This is a genomic window from Aurantimicrobium sp. (assembly GCF_036667855.1).
Taxonomy (GTDB): domain Bacteria; phylum Actinomycetota; class Actinomycetes; order Actinomycetales; family Microbacteriaceae; genus Aurantimicrobium.
The window spans coordinates 1-19,630 of the sequence record NZ_JAVWTF010000022.1 but is presented as its reverse complement, the minus strand read 5'-3'; the positions used below and the strand labels follow the sequence as shown (position 1 = coordinate 19,630).

At 55.5% G+C, this 19,630-nt stretch carries 18 protein-coding genes; 2 read left to right on the top strand and 16 right to left on the bottom strand.

The window, feature by feature from the left end; all coding sequences use genetic code 11:
* Positions 1-33: 33 nt before the first annotated feature.
* From RR877_RS06020 to RR877_RS05950, 15 genes are all read right to left on the bottom strand, one after another.
* Entirely contained in the window at positions 34-744 is a 711-nt protein-coding gene (locus RR877_RS06020; protein ID WP_110233122.1) for a YggS family pyridoxal phosphate-dependent enzyme, read from the bottom strand.
* Positions 745-1,926, bottom strand: coding sequence for a cell division protein FtsZ (gene ftsZ / locus RR877_RS06015; protein WP_277494462.1), 1,182 nt, complete (start codon positions 1,924-1,926; stop codon positions 745-747).
* 139 nt (positions 1,927-2,065) lie between these two features.
* Positions 2,066-3,214, bottom strand: a complete 1,149-nt coding sequence (locus RR877_RS06010; protein WP_332551044.1) for an FtsQ-type POTRA domain-containing protein — start codon at positions 3,212-3,214, stop codon at positions 2,066-2,068.
* A 5-nt stretch (positions 3,215-3,219) separates the two neighbouring features.
* On the bottom strand, positions 3,220-4,617 hold the full coding sequence (gene murC / locus RR877_RS06005; protein WP_332627802.1) for a UDP-N-acetylmuramate--L-alanine ligase: 1,398 nt from the start codon (positions 4,615-4,617) through the stop codon (positions 3,220-3,222).
* Positions 4,618-4,684: 67 nt separating this feature from the next.
* The gene (locus RR877_RS06000; RefSeq protein ID WP_332618856.1) at positions 4,685-5,767 is read right to left on the bottom strand and encodes a UDP-N-acetylglucosamine--N-acetylmuramyl-(pentapeptide) pyrophosphoryl-undecaprenol N-acetylglucosamine transferase; all 1,083 of its coding nucleotides are present in this window, start codon (positions 5,765-5,767) and stop codon (positions 4,685-4,687) included.
* Positions 5,767-7,089 carry a putative peptidoglycan glycosyltransferase FtsW gene (locus RR877_RS05995; RefSeq protein ID WP_277494458.1) on the bottom strand — a complete coding sequence of 441 codons (1,323 nt, stop codon included), beginning with the start codon at positions 7,087-7,089 and terminating at the stop codon, positions 5,767-5,769. The genes RR877_RS06000 and RR877_RS05995 overlap by 1 nt, the downstream gene beginning before the upstream one ends.
* Positions 7,067-8,563, bottom strand: a complete 1,497-nt coding sequence (gene murD / locus RR877_RS05990) for a UDP-N-acetylmuramoyl-L-alanine--D-glutamate ligase (RefSeq protein ID WP_332627801.1) — start codon at positions 8,561-8,563, stop codon at positions 7,067-7,069. The genes RR877_RS05995 and murD overlap by 23 nt, the downstream gene beginning before the upstream one ends.
* 10 nt (positions 8,564-8,573) lie before the next feature.
* Positions 8,574-9,668, bottom strand: coding sequence for a phospho-N-acetylmuramoyl-pentapeptide-transferase (gene mraY, locus RR877_RS05985; RefSeq protein WP_332618854.1), 1,095 nt, complete (start codon positions 9,666-9,668; stop codon positions 8,574-8,576).
* Entirely contained in the window at positions 9,665-11,071 is a 1,407-nt protein-coding gene (gene murF / locus RR877_RS05980; RefSeq protein WP_332618853.1) for a UDP-N-acetylmuramoyl-tripeptide--D-alanyl-D-alanine ligase, read from the bottom strand. Before murF ends, mraY begins: the two co-directional genes overlap by 4 nt.
* Entirely contained in the window at positions 11,068-12,642 is a 1,575-nt protein-coding gene (locus RR877_RS05975) for a UDP-N-acetylmuramoyl-L-alanyl-D-glutamate--2,6-diaminopimelate ligase (protein ID WP_332627800.1), read from the bottom strand. Before RR877_RS05975 ends, murF begins: the two co-directional genes overlap by 4 nt.
* A 45-nt stretch (positions 12,643-12,687) precedes the next feature.
* Positions 12,688-14,457, bottom strand: coding sequence for a penicillin-binding protein 2 (locus RR877_RS05970; RefSeq protein ID WP_239406860.1), 1,770 nt, complete (start codon positions 14,455-14,457; stop codon positions 12,688-12,690).
* Positions 14,458-14,503: 46 nt separating this feature from the next.
* Positions 14,504-15,238 carry a hypothetical protein gene (locus RR877_RS05965; protein ID WP_332551149.1) on the bottom strand — a complete coding sequence of 245 codons (735 nt, stop codon included), beginning with the start codon at positions 15,236-15,238 and terminating at the stop codon, positions 14,504-14,506.
* Positions 15,235-16,188 carry a 16S rRNA (cytosine(1402)-N(4))-methyltransferase RsmH gene (gene rsmH, locus RR877_RS05960; protein WP_332551148.1) on the bottom strand — a complete coding sequence of 318 codons (954 nt, stop codon included), beginning with the start codon at positions 16,186-16,188 and terminating at the stop codon, positions 15,235-15,237. The genes RR877_RS05965 and rsmH overlap by 4 nt, the downstream gene beginning before the upstream one ends.
* 103 nt (positions 16,189-16,291) lie before the next feature.
* Positions 16,292-16,723 carry a division/cell wall cluster transcriptional repressor MraZ gene (gene mraZ / locus RR877_RS05955; protein ID WP_110234855.1) on the bottom strand — a complete coding sequence of 144 codons (432 nt, stop codon included), beginning with the start codon at positions 16,721-16,723 and terminating at the stop codon, positions 16,292-16,294.
* Between the two features lie 231 nt (positions 16,724-16,954).
* On the bottom strand, positions 16,955-17,311 hold the full coding sequence (locus RR877_RS05950) for a DUF3040 domain-containing protein (protein ID WP_110233110.1): 357 nt from the start codon (positions 17,309-17,311) through the stop codon (positions 16,955-16,957).
* 76 nt (positions 17,312-17,387) lie between these two features.
* On the opposite strand from RR877_RS05950, the gene RR877_RS05945 reads away from it, so the two are divergent.
* A complete protein-coding gene (locus RR877_RS05945) occupies positions 17,388-18,467 on the top strand; it encodes a polyprenyl synthetase family protein (protein ID WP_110233109.1) in 1,080 nt (359 codons plus the stop codon).
* Positions 18,468-18,477: 10 nt separating this feature from the next.
* Here RR877_RS05945 and RR877_RS05940 read toward each other — a convergent pair whose 3' ends face one another.
* A complete protein-coding gene (locus RR877_RS05940; protein ID WP_332551147.1) occupies positions 18,478-18,822 on the bottom strand; it encodes an Rv2175c family DNA-binding protein in 345 nt (114 codons plus the stop codon).
* Between the two features lie 134 nt (positions 18,823-18,956).
* On the opposite strand from RR877_RS05940, the gene RR877_RS05935 reads away from it, so the two are divergent.
* A complete protein-coding gene (locus tag RR877_RS05935) occupies positions 18,957-19,568 on the top strand; it encodes a LysM peptidoglycan-binding domain-containing protein (RefSeq protein ID WP_332618851.1) in 612 nt (203 codons plus the stop codon).
* The last annotated feature ends 62 nt before the right edge of the window (positions 19,569-19,630 follow it).

Genomic DNA, 19,630 nt, shown 5'->3' with positions numbered 1-19,630 from the left:
GAGTACCTCCAGGAATAAAACGTCTAATTGAGATTAACCGGAAACAGGTCTGTTTCCCGTGATTGCAGAGCCAATTCGTAGGTGTGTCGCGCCTTCAGAAATGGCAGCGGCATAGTCATGGGACATGCCGGTAGAAATGTAGGTTGCTGAAGGGATCACAGTCTGAACTCGTTCCGATGCGGCACGAACACGAGCAAAGGCAACGCGAGGCTCTTCATCAAGTGGCGCAACCGCCATCACGCCCAGCAAGTTGAGGCTGGGTTGCGCGGCAACGAGCTCGGCGAGTTCGACCACATCAGCGGGTTGAACACCCCCACGGGCAGGATCTTGGGTCAAGTTGAGCTGAACAAAGCAATCCAAGACCTCAACAATGTTGTTTTCCGGCTCCCCCTCGGGGGTGAAAGCAGCATTTCCCAAAGCGGTCACCAAGCTGGGGCGGTCTACCGAGTGCACCACACTGGCATATTTGCGGGCAGCGCGGGCCTTATTGGACTGGAGCTGACCAATGAAGTGCCAGGTGAGATCAAGTTCAGACAGCTCAGCTGCCTTGGCTTCGGCTTCTTGGTGACGGTTCTCCCCCACGTTGCGCACGCCGAGATCATACAGATCTCGCACGAGCTGAGCAGGGTGGAACTTGGTCACCACAATCGTGGTGAGATCGTTGACGTCGCGCCCTGCATTACGGGCCGCCTCAGCGATTCCCTCCTGTACGAGCGAAAGACGCTCGGCTAGGGAGGCGCTCACTTACTTGAGGAAGTCGGGGATGTCGAGGTCGTCATCCTCGTCAACGTAGGAAGGAGTGACGGAGACATGGCTGGTGGTCGCAGGCGTGGTCATCACAGCTGCAAGCTCATCATCTGCGAAAACACCAGTGGTCGAGGTGATCACCGTCTCGGAGTAGATGCTCTCACCTGCGGGGAGTACCGAACCGGTGTCCGTCGAGGTGAATGCGCGGCGAGGCATGGGCTTGTGCGTGGGCTCGCCACCATCAAAACCAGCGGCGATAACCGTGACGCGAACTTCGTCACCCAGGGTGTCGTCAATGACAGCACCAAAGATGATGTTGGCCTCAGGGTGAACGGCTTCGCCGACCAGTGCAGCAGCGTCATTGATCTCAAAGAGACCAAGGTTGGATCCACCCTGAATGGAGAGAAGAACGCCACGGGCGCCTTCGATGCTGGCCTCAAGCAGGGGTGAGGCTACGGCCAGCTCGGCTGCCTTGATCGCGCGGTCTGCACCGCGTGAGGAACCGATTCCCATCAGGGCAGATCCAGCGCCCTGCATTACCGACTTCACGTCTGCGAAGTCGAGGTTGATCAGACCAGGAGTGGTGATGAGGTCTGTAATTCCTTGAACACCAGCCAGGAGGACCTGGTCGGCAGTTGCAAAAGCTTCCTGAACGGAGATGCTGCGGTCGCTGATTTCGAGAAGACGGTCGTTGGGAACAACGATGAGAGTGTCAACCTCGGCGCGAAGGGCAGCAACACCGGTGTCAGCCTGAGCTGCGCGACGCTTACCTTCGAAACCGAAGGGCTTGGTCACAACACCTATGGTGAGTGCGCCGATGGACTTGGCAATCTTTGCCACGACGGGAGCGGCACCGGTTCCGGTTCCACCACCCTCACCTGCGGTGACGAAGACCATGTCAGCACCGGCGAGGGCTTCTTCGATCTCTTCTGCGTGGTCTTCTGCAGCCTTGCGGCCTACTTCGGGGTCAGCACCAGCACCGAGGCCACGGGTGAGCTCACGGCCAATGTCGAGCTTGACGTCTGCTTCACTGAGGAGGAGAGCCTGTGCGTCAGTGTTGACGGCGATGAATTCAACACCCTTGAGACCAAGCTCAATCATGCGGTTCACAGCGTTTACGCCACCACCGCCGACGCCGACCACCTTGATGACGGCGAGGTAATTCTGATTCATTGACACGATGTGGCCTCCGCTAGAACCCTAAAGTTCAAGTCGAACCTTAAAGTTATGCTCAGTATGCATTTCTTGATTTGAGAGTAGGTCGAAGCATCCCACTCCCCTGCGCGACACGCCCGTAGAAGACAGATCAGCGAATGAATTAACGAACGACCGCTGTTTTGGGCGACGAGACGTCGTACTCGCTGACGGAACCCACAGGGTTCACTGCCAAGAGTTGAGACAGTACGCGGTTCTTCATGGCCGCGTTTTCGGGACCACCCCAGAACACACGAGCACCGCCAGTGAGGACCAAAGTCACATCGTCGGTGGTGTTGGCAATGACTTCTTCGAGCTGGCCTGCCAGCGCGCTGGGAAGAGAGTTGATCACATCAACCGCCGCAACGAATCCTTTGGACTGAGCACTGCCGCCTTCCACGGTGATGACAGGAATTCCAGGAGTTTTTTCTGTGGACTGCTCTAGAACAACGCCTGCAGGATCAACCATGATCAAGTTGCCATCGACAGAGAGATAACCAATCGGGCTGCGTTCTACGATCTTGATTACGAGAGTGTGTGGTGGCAGCGCAACAGTGGAATAGCTCTTCACGAGTGGTTGTGCTTCAACCGCTTTGCGAACGGCACCCATATCAACCAAAGGAAGTGGCTTGTTAATCTGAGGCTGCAAAGCAGCCATGATCTGGTCTGCCGGGACGCGAGTAGCGCCCTCGACAGCAATGGTTTGCAATGCCAGCACCGGAGTGAATACTCCGACGCTGACAAAAATCATGATTGCAGCAAGAGAACCGGCAACGGATCCCCAGATGATCTTGCGTCGACGCAAATGTGCTGTGAATCGACGCACTTCATCACGTTCAAATGCTTTGCGGGCTTTGACGGCCTCTTTGAGTTTGCGTTTGGCTTCAGCAGCTTCCTGCTGGGCCTTAGTGAGGCGACGAGCGGGACGACGAGGTTCTTTACGCTCTTCGGTCAATACTGGCGTTACAGGCTTCCCTGGCTCGCTAGCAGGTCGACGAATGCCTTGAACCCGACTGCCCACTGCATCCACTCGAGCCGGAGCAGCAGGAGTCACGCGAGTTCGCTGTGAAGCCTGTGCTGCAGCACGGTGTGAAGCTTTCTGGGCCTTACGCTCCGCACGCGTGGGCTTGGGTGGCTTGGGTGCCTTTGCAGGCTGAGGGGCTTTTGCAGGCTTGGCGACCTTGGACGCCTGAACAGGCCGAGGCGTTGCCGCAGCCGATTGAGGCGCTCGGGGCGGTGGAGTTGCCCCTCCAGGCCCAACAGGACGTTTCATGAGAGTTACTCAGTAGCTTCTAGAGAGGCCAAGATCTGAGGAATGATGCGATACACATCACCACAACCCAACGTGATGACGTAGTCACCGGGCTGAGCGATAGCTGCGATGTGGTCCGCAGCTTCTTGCCAATCGGCAATGAAGGCCACCTTGGACTGGTCGGTGAACTTCTCTGAAACCAATGCACCGGTGACACCAGGAACGGGATCTTCACGGGCGCCATAGACGTCCAGCACCACGGTGAGATCTGCATCATGTTCGAGAGTGTGTGCGAATTCACCACAAAAGTGCTGCGTACGACTGTAAAGGTGAGGCTGGTGAACGGCGATAACCCGACCTTCGCCCACAACGGTGCGAGCAGCACTGAGCACAGCGTTAACTTCGGTGTGGTGGTGGGCGTAATCGTCATAGACGCTCACCCCGCGACGAATGCCATGAAGTTCAAAGCGGCGTTCGGTGCCACCAAACTCTGAAATGCCTGCTAACGACGACGCAGCGTCAAAACCTAGGCCCACCAAAGTGGCAAATGCACCGGCAGCGTTTAAAGCGTTGTGACGGCCAGGAACCTTGAGCTGGGCGGTGTACTTCGTGCCCAAGTACTCAATGGTGAGGGTCACTCCCCCAGTGGTTGTGTCGATGTGAGCCAGACGAACATCGGCATGTGCTGCTTCTCCGAAGGTCAACACTCGAGGGCCTGAAATCTTGTGGGTCACACGAACAGCACCTGGATCGTCACTTGAGATAACAACCAGTTCCTTGGCGGCAGAGGTGAAGTCAACAAATGCCTGATCAAAAGCTTCGAGCGATCCATAGTGATCCAGGTGATCCGCATCCACATTGGTGACCAATGCCACAGACGTGTCATAGAGCAGGAATGAACCATCGGATTCATCTGCTTCGACGACGAACAGTTCACCCTCACCATAGGCAGAACTCAAGCCATAGGCCTGAACTACTCCACCGTTGACAAAGCTGGGGTCCGCACCGAGCTCACGAAGCCCGGTAACAATCATTCCGGTGGAGGTGGTCTTTCCGTGAGCACCGGCTACAGAGACCAGGCGAGAACCACGCGTGAGCCATTCCAGCGCCTGCGAACGGTGCAAGATAGTCAGTCCACGCTGCTGGGCCAGAACATACTCAGGGTTGTCCTGCCACAGCGCACCGGTAACCACCAAGGTTTGCGCATCACCGAGATTGTCAGCGTCGTGCCCAATGTGAACGCTCACGCCCAAATCACGCAGTGCCTGAATGTTGTTGGAATCGCGAACATCGGAACCCGTGACAGTGATGCCGTTGGCGAGGAAAAGTCTTGCAATACCGCTCATGCCAGAGCCACCAATACCCACCATGTGCACGGTGCCCAAATCTTCGGGGGCAACAACGCTGGGGTCTGGCTTAATCACAGGCGAGCTTTCTTCTCAGAGGGCAGCAATAAGCCACCACGTTCCGTTATAACGCAGAAAGCTGAGCCTAAGCCGATGACAGGGCGGCATCGATGAGATTCATCATGCGCGCTGTTCCATCCCGCATTCCCACGCTCGCTGCCCGGGTGCCCATCTTTTCTAGGGCAGCTTCATCCCGGAGTAGTGGAATCAAAGTGGAGTTCACCCAAGCAGGAGTGAACTGGGCATCTAAGACCATCACGCCTCCCCCTGCCTTCACTACACCGGCCGCATTGAAACGCTGTTCGCCATTACCCACCGGATAGGGCACGTAGACAGCCGGAACTCCCAGTGCCGAGAGTTCCGACACCGTAGCCGAACCAGCACGAGAGACCACCATGTTTGCTGCCGCCAGTGCGAGATCCATTCGATCGCAGTAGTCCAGAGCAATGTATCCAGGTAGTGAGGGCAGAGCCTCGGGCTTGTTTTGCCCAACAATATGCAGCACCTGGTACCCCGCAGCCACAATGTCCGCGGCTGATTCGGCAATGGTGGTGTTGATGGATCTGGCGCCCTGAGAACCGCTCGTGACCACGAGGACAGGCCGGTGAACTTCTAGCCCAAAATGCTCACGGGCAGCAGAACGTGCTGCTGGAATATCGAGGGTCTCGATTTCTTTCCGAAGCGGAGTTCCCACAGTCGTGGCATGAGGCAATGGAGTTCCCTCGAAGGTGACACCCACGTAAGGGGTGCGCAGAGCGCCCCACCTGTTCGCCAAACCAGGCTTGGCATTGGCTTCGTGAATAACGAATGGAATACCTGCTTTGCGAGCAGCGGCATAAGCCGGTGCCGCGCTATATCCACCCACACCAATAACGACATCAACGTGTCTGTCAGTTATGAGCTGAGAGATCGTCTTCACAGCTTGAGGCCAGCCTGCGATGAAGCGCTTGGAGGAGGAAACTAATCCACGGATGCGGGGAAAAGGGATCCTCGGAATGGTGACGAGTTCAAATCCACGCGCAGGCACCAATGTAGATTCCAGGCCTTCAACCGTTCCGACACACACAATCTGGGCCGCCGGATCTCTGCGACGCAGTTCATCCGCCATGGCGAGCATGGGGTTCACGTGCCCGGCAGTGCCACCACCAGCGAGGAGATAACTCGTCATCAACTGCGACCTGATTGGGGCTGGCGGGTGCGTGCCTGAGGAGTTTTCGTGCGATTCTGGGTTCGTGGCTGGCTCCGAGAGCGAGTCCGCTTGATCGGTTTCTCGTCCTTAGTGAATGAGAGCACCACGCCGATGGCGAGCAAGGTCATAATCAGCGCCGAACCACCCGAGCTCAGTAGTGGCAGTGGCACACCGAGAACGGGAAGTACTCCCACCACAACACCGATGTTCACGAATGCCTGACCCACAATCCAGATCATGATTCCACCGGTCACAATGCGGACAAGGGGGTCCTGTGCTTGGCGAATAATGCGCACGAATGCCACCGCCAGGGTCACGAACAAGGCGATGACAACCAGGCAGCCGATCATGCCCAGCTCTTCACCGATGATGGCGAAGATGTAGTCGTTATCTGCCGCAGGCAGCCAAGACCATTTGGCTTTAGATTGCCCCAAGCCAACACCAAAGATGCCGCCGTTGGCCAGTGCCCACTTGCCGTGGAGCGGCTGCCAACACGCATTGGTGTAGTCAGTACAGTTCTCGTTCAAGAACGACATGATGCGCGCCATACGGTTGGGGCTAATCAGTGCCATAAAGAGCACGCCAACCGCACCCAACACCATGGGCACACCGATCATGCGACCGGCAACTCCAGAGAATGCCAAGCAGCCCAACACAATGGCAAACAAGATGATGACTGTTCCCAGGTCTTGACCCAGAAGAACCACAAACATGGCGATGTAGACAGGGAAGATTCCACCAAAGATGCGGAAGCTGTAGGGACCAACGCGGTCAATAATCGCTGGCAGGTTCACCCCAAGCCACACCGCAATGGTGAGCTTGATCATCTCGGAGGGCTGGAACTGAATACCCACATCGAGCCAGTTTCGGTTACCGCCGGATTCAACACCCAGAGGGGTAAACACCAAGAGCTGCAAACCGATGGTGATAAACAGGGCAATGTTTGCCCACTTACGGAAGAACACCAATGGAAGGCGGCTGATGCCCAGCATCAGGGGAAGAGCTACGAATGCCGCAATTGCTTGCTTGAAAAATCCGCTAAAGAATCCGCCATCTTGCAAAAACGAGTCCACGGCCGAGGCGGACAACACCATGATCAAACCCAGAATCACAGTGAAGAGAGTCACACCCGCGAGGAGATAGAAGTTGGGCGATTCTGCCTTGAACGCTTTCTCCAGCTTGAAGCGTGTGGCAAGACCACCCGGACGGGTAGGGGTTGAAGCCTGTGGCGTCGTGCGAGTTGACGTGCGAGGAGTGGCAGATGGTCTGCGGGGCTGGCTAGTGCGAGGCGGAGTCGCCATCCGCCTCACCTCCAACTTTGTCTCGAACAGCCTGTGCGAAGAGGCGTCCTCGCTCGGCATAGTCAGTGAATTGATCCATCGAAGCTGCAGCTGGAGCCAACAACACCACGTCACCGCTGTGTGCTAAATCTGCGGCCAAGTTCACGGCGTGAACCATGACATCACTAGTGTCATCCGCCTCCACCTCGAGCGCGGTGACCCCGGGCGCGTGTCGCTCGAATGCCGCTTTCACAGGTTCGCGGTCCACGCCAATAATCACAGCACCGCGAAGGCGATGTGCATGGCGGGAAACGAGTTCATCAATGTTCACACCCTTGAGCAATCCCCCCACAATCCACACGATGGATTCGTTGGCAGTCAGTGAAGCATCAGCAGCATGAGGGTTTGTCGCTTTGGAGTCATCAATCCAGGTGATCTCCCCCACGGATGCTACAACTTCATTGCGGTGTGAGTCGAGGCTGAACGTCTTCAAAGCTTCATAGATTGCCTCAGTTGGCGCCCCAAAAGACCGCGCGAGAGCACTTGCCGCCAAAATATTGGCCACGATATGAGGGGCGGCCAAGCCCCGTTCTTCGAGATCACGAACGGTGGTGATTTCCAGTGCGGTGGAATGGCGATCATCGAGGAAAGCGCGATCACACAAAATGCCATCGACGACTCCCAAGTCGCTCTTTCCCGGCGCTCCCAAGTCAAAGCCAATAGCCCTGGCGCCTTCCATCACGTCCGCATTTTCAACCATGCGCTCGGTGACTTTATCTGCCTTGTTATAGACGCACGCCACCTGGGTGTTCTCATAAATCTTTGCTTTGGCGGCAACATATGACTCGAAAGAGCCGTGCCAATCCAAGTGGTCATCAGCAATATTTAAGACAGCAGATGAATAGGGGTGAACACCCACCATCCAATGCAGCTGGTAGCTGGAAAGTTCCACGACAAAAACGTCGAAGCCCTGAGGATCACGAACTGCGTCAAGTACGGGAACGCCAATGTTTCCGCACGGGGCGACTCGGTATCCGGCAGCAGCCAGCATGGCAGCGGTGAGCTGAACTGTTGTCGTTTTACCGTTGGTGCCGGTGACGGCAAGCCACTCGGCAGCCTTGACCTTGTCTCGCACCCGCCAAGCCAGCTCGATATCTCCCCAGATGGGAATGTTGCGAGCTGCCGCCCATAGAAGAATCTCGTGGTCGGGGTGATACCCCGGAGAGACAACAATGAGCTCAGGATCAAATTCGACCAGCTCGTGGGGAACATCTTCACCCGAGCGTTCTTGAACATACGTTGCCCCAATAACGTCAACCATGGTGATGCGGAGCTCGTCTGCTCCGGAAGCAACAACCATGACTTTCGCACCAAGTTCAGCCAAAGTGTCAGCAACGGAGAAGCCGGTGACGCCCAACCCCAAGACACCAACACGGAGCCCTGCCCAGTCGGCATGCCAACTATTCAGGGTGCTCAGATCGCGTGGCGAAGTCATTGACAGCCGACTAGCGAGTAAGCCACTCGAGATAGAACATGCCCACACCGGTAATCACAAACAGTGCGGAAATGATCCAGAAGCGAACCACGACGGTCACTTCTGCCCAGCCCTTAAGTTCAAAGTGGTGGTGAATAGGCGACATCAAGAAGATGCGCTTACCCTTGGTCAGCTTGAAGTAACCGCGCTGAACAATGACCGAACCGGTGTCGATGACGAAGAGGCCAGCGAGGATGACCAGAAGAAGTTCGGTCTGGCTGAGGATAGCCAGTGCGGCAAGAGCGCCACCGAGAGCCATCGAGCCGGTGTCACCGAGGAAGATCTGTGCAGGCGAGGTGTTCCACCACAGGAACCCAATCAAACCGCCCACGATGGCTGCTGCCACGATGGCGAGATCCAGAGGATCACGCACGTCATAACACTTATAGGCAACCTGGGGGTCGAGACGTCCACTGAAGCAAGACTGGTTCTGCTGCCAGAAGTTGATGATGACGAATGAACCAATGGTGAAGATGGATGCGCCGGTTGCCAGACCATCCAAACCATCCGTGAGGTTCACGGCATTAGAGGTGCTCGTCACAATCAAGATGACCCACACCAAAAACGCAAACACTGCTAGCCATCCACCGAGAACAGCGAAGTTGAAGTGGGTGTTGCGGATGAAGGAAATACTCATCGACGCAGGGGTGATGCCGTTTTCATCGGGGAAGTTAATGGCCAACAAACCAAAGATCACCGCAACGATGACTTGGCCAAACACCTTGGGCCAGCCCGAAAGACCCAGGGAACGCTGCTTGTGGGTCTTGATGAAGTCATCAATGAACCCCACCAAGCCCAGACCGGTCATCAAGAAAAGCACCAGAATGGCAGGTAATTCAATGGTTGAGCCGGTGAGAAGTGAGGCCAGGAAATACGCAATGATCACACCCACCACAACGACAATGCCACCCATGGTGGGGGTGCCCTTTTTAGCGTGGTGAGCATCAGGTCCACCATCACTGATGAACTGGCCCCAGCCCACGCGGCGGAAGATACGAATGAAGACCGGAGTCATCAAGAGGGTGAAGAGCAGCGAGAGTGCGCCGGCGAGAAGAAGGGTACTCACGCGTATGCCTCTCCTAGTCGATCTCCAAGGAACCGGAGCTTCGCCGAGTTCGACGACTTCACCAGAACAATGTCTCCTGCTCGAAGCAGGCTCGATAGGTAATCGTATGCCTCGTCCGGGGTTGAGTAGAACTTCGACTCACCATCCCATGAACCCTCGTTGATGGCAGAGATGTGGAGTCGTCGTGCACCGTCGCCCACAACAACGAGTTGGTCAATTCCCAGGCGCACAATTAGCAGGGCCAATCTGTCCTGTTCTTCGCCGGCATATTCGCCCAACTCCGCCATCTCACCCAGAACCGCGATGGTGCGATTATCTGGACCTGCCACTTGGCGCAAGGTCTTCAGTGCGGCGGCCATTGAATCAGGGCTGGCGTTATATGCGTCATTGATGACGGTGACACCGTTGCCGCCCATGAGCTCCATGCGCCAGTGTTCAGCACGAATGACAGACTCCAGGCTGGTAACAATGAGCTCCAGCTCAAAGCCCAGAGTTAAGGCAATCGCTGTTGCAGCAGCGGCATTCATCGCGTGATGTTCACCGAGAACTTTGAAGCGAACGTGTGCGTCGCCGGCAGGAGTGTGAAGTTCGAACTCAGTTCCTTCAATTGAGGACGTGATGTCGCTCACTCGAACATTGGCTTCTGGACTGTGACCGAAGGTGATGATTTCACCTGGTGCTGCTGAGGCCATCGACATCACACGAGGATCATCAAGGTTCAAGATAGCAATGCCGTCAGGACCCAGTGATTCGATCAATTCCCGCTTTGACTCAACAGTGGTTTCAATGCCACCGAATTCGCCGGCATGAGCCAATCCAATCATCAGCACAGCGGCAATATCAGGACGGACCATGTCGGTCATTCGCTTGATGTGTCCCTTACCGCTCGCTCCAAGTTCGAGAACCAAGTAACGAGTGTCTTCGGTAATTTTCAACATCGTGATGGGGGTGCCCACCTCATTGTTGAACGAATCCCGTGGGAATACAGTCGGTCCCACTCGTTCACACATGCTGGCAACGAGGTTCTTCGTGGTTGTTTTTCCGTTAGATCCGGTAATGCCCACAACGGTGAGGTTCCCCTTGGCCCGCACACGCGCGACTACCTCTGTAGCAAGCCTTCCCATTGCCACGACGGTGTCATCAACAACAATCTGGGGAACGGTGGTCTCGACTTCGTGGTCAACAATGACAACCGAAGCTCCGTTTTCGACAGCTGCAGGAATGAACAAGTGCCCATCGGTGAATTCACCCGGCTTCGCCACAAAGATGTCACCTGGAGTAATCAAACGCGAGTCAGTGTCAGTTAGCCCCGAGATCACGGTGTCAGCATTTGATCCTGTGCTTCCCAGAACAAGCGTTCCCTGCATCGTCTGAGCGATGTCTGCCAATGTCATCGAAATCATGCGGTGTGCTCTCCTCGAGGGGTGTAGCCAGCCTCAGTAAGAGCAGCTTTAATTTCTTCACGGAAGTTAAAAGCGATAGTTCCACCAGCAACTTCACGCTCGGTTTCATGACCTGGACCGGCATAAATGATGGCATCGCCTTCACCTGCCTCAGCAATGGCCCGAGCAATAGCCGATTGAACATCGGCAACGTCAATAATCTCAGCTGCACTGCCTGCTGATGTGGCGCCTTCACGCAGCGCGGCGCGAATCACGGAAGGGTCTTCCGTGCGGGGGTGGTAATCCGTAATGACAACTACGTCTGCGCCCTCTGCAGCAATCTTGCCCATGGCATGACGCTTAGTTTTATCGCGGTCTCCATCAGCACCGAAGAGGAAGACAACCTTGCCGGGAGTCACCTCGCGAACAGCTGTCAACAAACTCGAAAAGGCATCTGGGGTATGACCGTAATCCAGATAGAAAACTGGACCAGACTCCCCCGACACAATCTCGGTGCGGCCAGGAACGACCACCTGGATGCCGCCTGCGGCATTCACCACGTGGGCAATGTGGTCCAGATCAAAACCAGATTCAACCAACATGACAATTGCCAGAGCCGCATTAGAAGCCATAAAGCTTCCCAGCAACGGCACCGACGTCGTCATTTTTCGACCGTCTGGACCGTGGAGCACGAACGAGGTTGCCCGCTGTGTCTGCTCTGTGACGGTCAGTTTCCACTGTGCTGTTTCCCAGCCAACCGAGTTGGGAATTGTCGCCACAGTGGTCAATGGAATAAGAGCCTCTTCAGCGAGGCGAACACCCCATGGGTCGTCAACCGTGACAACCCCTCTGCTGGCGATATCTGGGTTGAAGAGTTGAGCCTTAGCTGCGTAGTAGTCCTCGAAGTCCGCATAGTCATCGAGGTGATCGTGACTGAGGTTGGTGAAACCCACGATATCGAAATGAATACCGTCGACGCGGTGACGCGTCATGGCCTGGGCAGACACCTCAAGACACACTGCCCGCACAGTCGATTCACGCATGCGCGCCAACAAAGCATGAACTTCCGTTGACTCTGGCGTGGTCAATCCGCTGACCATGGCCACATCTCCGATGCGGCGTTCTGCTGTGGAGCTCAACCCATTCGTGACGCCGAGTTGCTTCAACAGAGCAGACAGGATGTAGACGACGGAGGTTTTCCCGTTTGTGCCCGTCACGCCGAATACGGTGGCATCCACATCCTGGTTTCGATAAATCCACGACGCAATATGTCCAAGGGATGCGCGAACTTCAGGAACAATCACGATCGGAATACCACATTCGTGTGCAACGTCAGCACCGGCAGCATCAGTGAGCAGCGCCACTGCTCCTGCATCGCGAGCTGCGTCAGCGAAAGATGCCCCGTGAACTTTTGCCCCGGGCATGCCAACAAAAACGTCACCGGGACGAACGTCCTTGGTGGTGAGAGTAATACCCGATATTTCGATGTCATCGAGAAGATCTGAGGAGGTGAGTCCCAGTTCTGTGACGAGACCTGACAGCGCACGTGGCTGAGGATGCTCAGGCCTTAACGACCCAACAAAAGCACCCACTCGTGCACCACCTTTCCTTGGTTCAAGTCTATTGCTGACGTGACCTTAGAAGCGGATTGGGAAGTCTGGCGCTTCACCCTGAGAAGGCTTGATGCGATAGCGCTTAATCACCTGTTGCTCGATCGCTTTGAACACGGGTGGGACAACCATTGATGTAAATGTAATTTTGGGCTCGGCAATGACCACCGTGATGACGTACTGCGGATCATCGGCAGGAATCATGCCCATGTTCGACACCACATACTCAGCTTTATAACCACCAGCGCCGTCAGGCTGTTGCGCAGTACCTGTCTTCATGGCAACTCGGTATCCAGGAACGGTGACTTCTTTGGTAATCCATCCCTTGGTCACGAAGTTTTCCATCATGCCGATGGTTGTTCGTGCTGTCTCTGGCTTAATGACCTGAGTGGTCTCAGGAACGTCAGGCTTGACCACAGTGCCATCTGGCATGGTGCAGCTTTCCACCAAGGTGGCAGGAATCAACTTTCCATTGTTGGCAATGGCCTGGTAAGCGCTGGACATCTGAATGGCTGTGGTTGCCACACCCTGACCAAAGGTCACGGTGTAGTGAGTTTGGTTATCCCACGCATCAGATGAAGCCAAAATACCGGCGGACTCGGCTGGGTAACCAGATGCCGAAACGGATGAAAGCCCAAACTTGAGCATGTAGTCATAGCGCTGATCTGGTGCCAATGTGTCACCGAGCTGGGACATTCCCACGTTCGAGGACTGCTCAATCACACCGGTCAATGTCAGAGGAAGTGTTCCGTGCATCACAGCATCAGTAACTTCAGCACCGTTAGGAAACTTGATGTAGTAGGGGTCCCAGACTTGGGTCTCAGGTGTGGCAACACCTGTATCAATCAACATGGACGCCGTGATGGGCTTCATGGTTGAACCGGGCTCATAGGGGCTCATGAAGGCGCGTGAACCACGGTTTGCATCTGCCGTAGCATCCACATTGTTGGGATCGAGTGTGGGGTAATCGGCAACAGCAAGCAGCTTTCCGGTTTTTGCTTCCTGAACTACTGCAATGCCCCACGCGGCAGAATACTTATCTACTTGCTTGGCCAGTGATTGCTGAACAAACCACTGTAAATCAGAGTCAATGGTGAGCTTGAGCGTTCCACCGTTTTGGCTCTTCACACTCGTAACGGTACTGCCTGGAATGCGAACACCATCAGCACCGCGTTGATACATTTCTTCACCGTTGATGCCGGCAACACAGCTGTCCCAACCGGTTTCCAGACCTGCCTGAGCGAGGCCATCGGCACCAACAAATCCCAGCAGGTTACCGGCGACTGCACCATTGGGATAGGTACGTCCGGGGGCCTGTTCGAAGAACAACCACGGAATTTCAAGTGCGTTGAGTGCCCGGAAGGTGTCTACATCAACCGCCTTCTTGATATACGCGAAGTCAGACTTCGGGTTCTCGGCCAGGGCATCAGCAATGATTTTGAGAATCTCTTCTGGCTTCTGCCCGGTCAGGGTTCCAATTTCAATTGCCGCTTGCTGAGGAGTAATCGTCACCTCTGAGCGATCGGTCTGGCGCAGGAAGTCTTTAGCGTTTTTGGGCGAAACCGTGACGTTGTAACGCATCACGCTGTCAGCAAGAACGATGCCGTTCTTGTCCGTGATTTGACCACGCTTGGCATAGACGGTCGTCGGAATTGAACGCTTGTCTACTGACTGTTGTGTCAACGCAGCAGCTTCAATGACCTGAATATCAATCAGGCGAATAACGAAAACGCTCACCAGGAACACCACAAACGCCAGCACAACAGTTGCGCGGAATGTGACGGGGTTTTTTCTCACACTGTTCCTTAAGCCTTACGAGCGATTTTGAGCCGCTAGCACGTCCTTAGCGCGTAGTGACACTAGGAAGGCCGTTGGTCAAAGTTACCGGCCCAGCTGGAACAGCAGCGGCAGGCGCGCTGTCAGTGACGGGGGCTACCTTTGCTGCCTCAGCAGCAGCCTTCTTCGCCGCTGCCGCCTTTGCTTCAGATTCTTTCTGAGTAACCAAGGTCACACCAGTCAGAAGAGAGTTGGGGACGGCACCTTCGGCGCCTGCAATGAGGCCAGAAGTTGCTGAAGCTGGCTCGGGGGTTCCGAGTACGGCACCATCAGACAGACGCAGGTAGACAGGAGTGCTGTTGTTGACCATCCCGAGCGCTTCAGCGTTGGCTGCCAAGTTTTGAGGGGACGACAGGCGGTCCAGATCCTGGTTCATGGTCTGGTAACTACGACCAAGTTCCTTATTGGATTGCTGCATTGCAGCAATCTCATAGGCGCCCGATGCAACTGCCACGGAGAGCAGCAAGTTCGAGATGATGATGCCGAAAATAACACCCACAGTGACGATTGCGTAAAAAACACGGGGACGTGCTTTGCGCTGTGCACGGGTTGCGACAACCTGAATGCTGGGGCGCCACGACGTGGCTTTGTTGATTGACGTGCGTGCCTTGAGTGCCAAGTTTCCCTGAACGGTGGGGGTAGAGCCGCCGCGCTGAGGTGCAGCAGGACGAGCAGATGGCTTCGCCGCCATCTGAGGTCGAACCTGGGGACGTGAAATACGCGAGGTGTTCAGAGTGCTCATGCCGCCACCTTGATTCGTTCGGCGGCACGCAGACGTACTGGCGTGGCACGAGGATTACGAGCTTTTTCTTCGTCGCTAGCAAGTTCTGCACCACGGACGAGAAGTTTGAGTTCGGGCTTGAACTGCTCAAGCTCGACGGGAAGACCAACAGGTGCTGAAGATGCAGATCCTGCCTGAAGGAAACCCTTGACAATGCGATCTTCGAGGGACTGGTAAGACATGACCACGATGCGACCGCCGAGTGCCAACTTGCCCAGCGCTGCGGGGATAGCAGTTTCGAGGACGGAGAGTTCCTGGTTCACTTCGATACGCAGTGCCTGGAAGACCCGCTTGGCAGGGTGTCCAGAGTGAGAGAGCGCTGCGGGGGTTGCCACAGTCAGAATGTGAACGAGCTGACCGGAACGCGTAATGGGTTCGATCTCGCGGTTGGTCACAATGGCCTTGGCATAGCGAGCAGAGAGCTTCTCATCTCCATACTTGTGGAAGATGTTACGCAGTTCGTGCTCGCTGTAAGTTGCGATGACGTCCGCGGCGGTGATGCCCTCGGTTTGGTTCATGCGCATGTCCAGTGGCGCATCCTGGGAGTAAGCAAAGCCACGCTCTGCGCGGTCAAGCTGCAACGAGGAAACACCGAGGTCGAACAGAATGCCGTCAACGGAAGCAATACCTAAGCCATCAAGCGCGTCAGCGATTCCGTCATACACGGTGTGGACCAGGTGAACGCGGTCACCGAAGCGAGCTAGACGATCACCGGCGATTGCAAGAGCGTCAGTGTCGCGGTCAAGACCCACGAGAGTGAGTTCAGGGAAGCGAGTGAGGAAAGCTTCCGAGTGGCCACCCATACCCAAGGTGGCATCGACCAGTACAGCACCAGGCTTCTCGAGTGCAGGAGCAAGAAGCTCGACACAGCGTTCGAGGAGTACGGGGGTGTGAATGTCGTTGAGAGTCATAACGAGTCTGGAATGTGGCCCTAGATTCTGATCCCCATCCAGGTCAACCTGCTTCCGGGGAAGTGGAGTCAGGGTGCACAGGCTGGGAGTCAGAACCTAAGGACTAGAAAAGTCCAGGAATCACCTCCTCCGTGGTGTTGGAGAAGGCTTCTTCGTTGGCAGCGAGGTAGGTGTTCCAGGCCTCGGTGTCCCAAATCTCTACTCGGTTACCCGCACCGATGACGGTGAGGTCGCGGTCTAGCCCGGCGTACTGACGCAGGTTGGCAGGAAGGGTGATGCGGTTCTGGCTATCTGGAGTTTCTGAGCTGGCTCCTGAGAGGAATACACGCAGGAAGTCACGAGCTGACTTGCTGGTCACAGGTGCCTGGCGGATCTTCTCGTGCAGGTCGTTGAACTCTGCAGCGCTGAAGACGTAAAGGCAGTTCTCTTGACCTCGAGTCACCACAATGCCCTCAGCCAATTCGTTGCGGAATTTCGCGGGCAGGATGACGCGTCCCTTGTCATCGAGTTTGGGTGAATGAGTTCCTAAGAACATCTGCGTCACCCCCTTTCACAACCGGCCTTGTTGGTGATTTCTCCACTTTACTCCACTTCCAGCCACAAGTGTTAAAAAATACCCACATTTTCTGGTCGGCGTGTCGAGATATCCGCTAATTTACAGGGTTTAAGTAGGTGGAGGGAAATGGAGGCAAAGGGATTAACCTGGATCAGTTAGGGTGCACAAAAAAACCGCCCCGAAAGGCGGTTAGTGTGGGCGGCGAATCAGCTAGAGGCGGCCACCATCGCGCTCATCCCAGCGCTGTTCCATGCGCTGCATGAAAGAACTTCCAGCTGAGCGAGGCTTCTTGTCCGTCGGAGAAGCAGGTGCACCTGGCTTTGCAGCCACAAGAACACCAACAAACATAAGAACAAATCCCACGATGCCGATCACAATCATGTGGGTCATGACACCAGCGAGCAAACCACCCAAACCGGCGAGCGCGATGAGGACACCCAACACAATTGCGCGGTAGTTGGGACGAGGCATTCCCACGAAAGCTGTCGAGGTCACATCTGCGTCGTGACCATAGAGGTTACGCTCCATCTCATCCAGGAGTCGTTGTTCATGCTCGGACAGTGGCATGTGTTTCCTCCTTGGTTGATGGTGAGAAGTGTTCGAAGTCCCAGTGTACCTGCGCTGGCCTAGATAGGCTAGGCGCATGCGTGACCAAGACACATGGGTTGAGCGAGTAAATACTCGTCTGGACCAGTTCATCACTGACCGTGAATCCATTGTGCGTGAGGTTTCCCCTGATTTGGAACCATTCTTGGAGTTTTCACGGGAGTTTCTCAGCGGCGGAAAGCGCTTCCGTGCGCGTTGTGCACTCCTGGGATATGGCACTCAGAACGAGTCCACTCCTGATCACGTCATCGATGTGGCGAGCGCGTTAGAGATTTTCCACGCTGCCGCCCTGGTTCACGACGACATCATGGATAAGTCCGACACTCGTCGAGGTGCTCCTTCAGCTCACCGTCGCTTTGAAAAGCTGCACCGCGAATCTGGCTGGGCTGGCACAAGCGAAGATTTCGGTACTTCTTCTGCCCTACTCTTTGGTGACCTGCTGCTGGCTTTTAGCGATGAGTTGTTCTCCACGGGTATTGCGGCAGAAACAAACCGCCCCGCGGTGCGCGCTTCTCGTATTGAGTTTGACCGCATGCGTATTGATGTCACCGCAGGCCAATATCTCGACATTGTCGAAGAACGTGCCTGGCCTGTCATCGACAAACTGGATGCCCTCACCCGGGCACAGCGTGTGGTTGTCTACAAGTCAGCAAAGTACTCCATCGAGGCTCCCCTGGTTATTGGTGCAGCTCTCGGTGGCGCCACTCCTGAACAGCTCGAGTCCCTCCGAGCAATTGGTTTACCCTTGGGTATCGCCTTCCAACTGCGAGATGATCTTCTCGGTGTCTTTGGCGACCCTGCCGTCACCGGCAAGCCTGCAGGTGACGACCTGCGCGAGGGCAAGCGAACAGTTCTCATCGCTCTAGCTCAACAAGAGCTCCCCGCCACAGCTATTCGCTTGATGGACGAGCTATTGGGAGATTCAGATCTTGACGACAGTCAAATCTCAATGCTGCAGGCAACCCTGACGAACACCGGTGCCGTGGACAAGCTTGAAGAAGTCATCGAGCAGCAGGTTGTGTTGGCACAGAAGGCGATTGCCTCAGCCGGATTTAGTGAGCTAGCAACTCAAGGCTTGACTCAGCTGGCAGCGCTCGTGTCCCAACGAGCTTCTTAAGCATTTCTCGTTAGAGAAGTGCTTGTGCGATACGTCGCACTTCTGCCTTGCGGCCTGCCTTAAGGGCGTCTACTGGAGAAACTGTGAGGCTTTCTTCTTCCGAGATGAGCCAATCAACGAGCTCGTCATCTTCGAAGCCCACATCGCGCAGGAGAACAATGGTTCCCTGCAGTGCCGGCAGAGGCTCGCCTTCGTGAATAAAGTCCGCAGGAACCTTGAGCACACCATCTACTCGCTTGGCAGCAAGGATGTTGTCTTCTATGAGACGACGAACCTGGCTTTGGTTGAGCCCGAGGACCTCCATGAGGTCAGGGATTGTCAGCCATTGGGTCTGGGGTGTTTTTGCGTTAGCCACGAGATAAGCGTGCCATAGGTAACCACCTGGCGCGAACACAGACAGAATCAGCGACACGCCGAATTCACTCCACGTTAACCTTCAAGCTGAGGTAGAGACTGAGCGAATCTTTTAATGGGGAGAGGAGTGTGTGCATGTCCGGTCGAAACTATCGATCCAACCATGAGGCGCTTTCCTCAGCGACCCCTCCAAAAGCCCGCAAAATAAAGAAGATTGCCGCTATTCCTGTTGCACTCGCCGCAGTAACCAGCATGATCTTCACGGCTCAGTCCGCCTCGGCAGATCAACTGCCCAAGGTAGACAAACTTCCCAAAGCTAATGCGGAGAATTCTCCCCAACAGAGTTCAGTAACGCACTCCACCGCTGCAGTACTTCGCGCAAAAAAATACACCGTGGTTGCCGGAGACACCCTGCGGAGCATTGCTCAGCTTCACGGAATCTCTTCTGCAGAACTGCTCGCAGCTAACGGTTTGAGCTGGAAAACCATGATGTTTGCTGGCCAACAGCTCAACATCCCTGCCTCCACTAGTGGTACCGAATCGGCAGAAGTAGGCGAAAGCATTACCCGCCACAACGTGGCATCGGGCGAGACTCTCGAGGCTATTGCTCGCGGTTACGGCGTTCAGCCTCGAGCCATCATGACCGCCAATGGACTGGACCGTTCAAGTCGTCTTGTGGTTGGTCAACGTCTCGTGATTCCAGACGCGGAACTCATGAGTAGCATGCCCGCTGTTGCCAGCGCGTAAAACGCCGGTGTTTCTCAGCGTTTTGCCCACTTCTCTTACATAGACTCGCGTTGTGACTACTG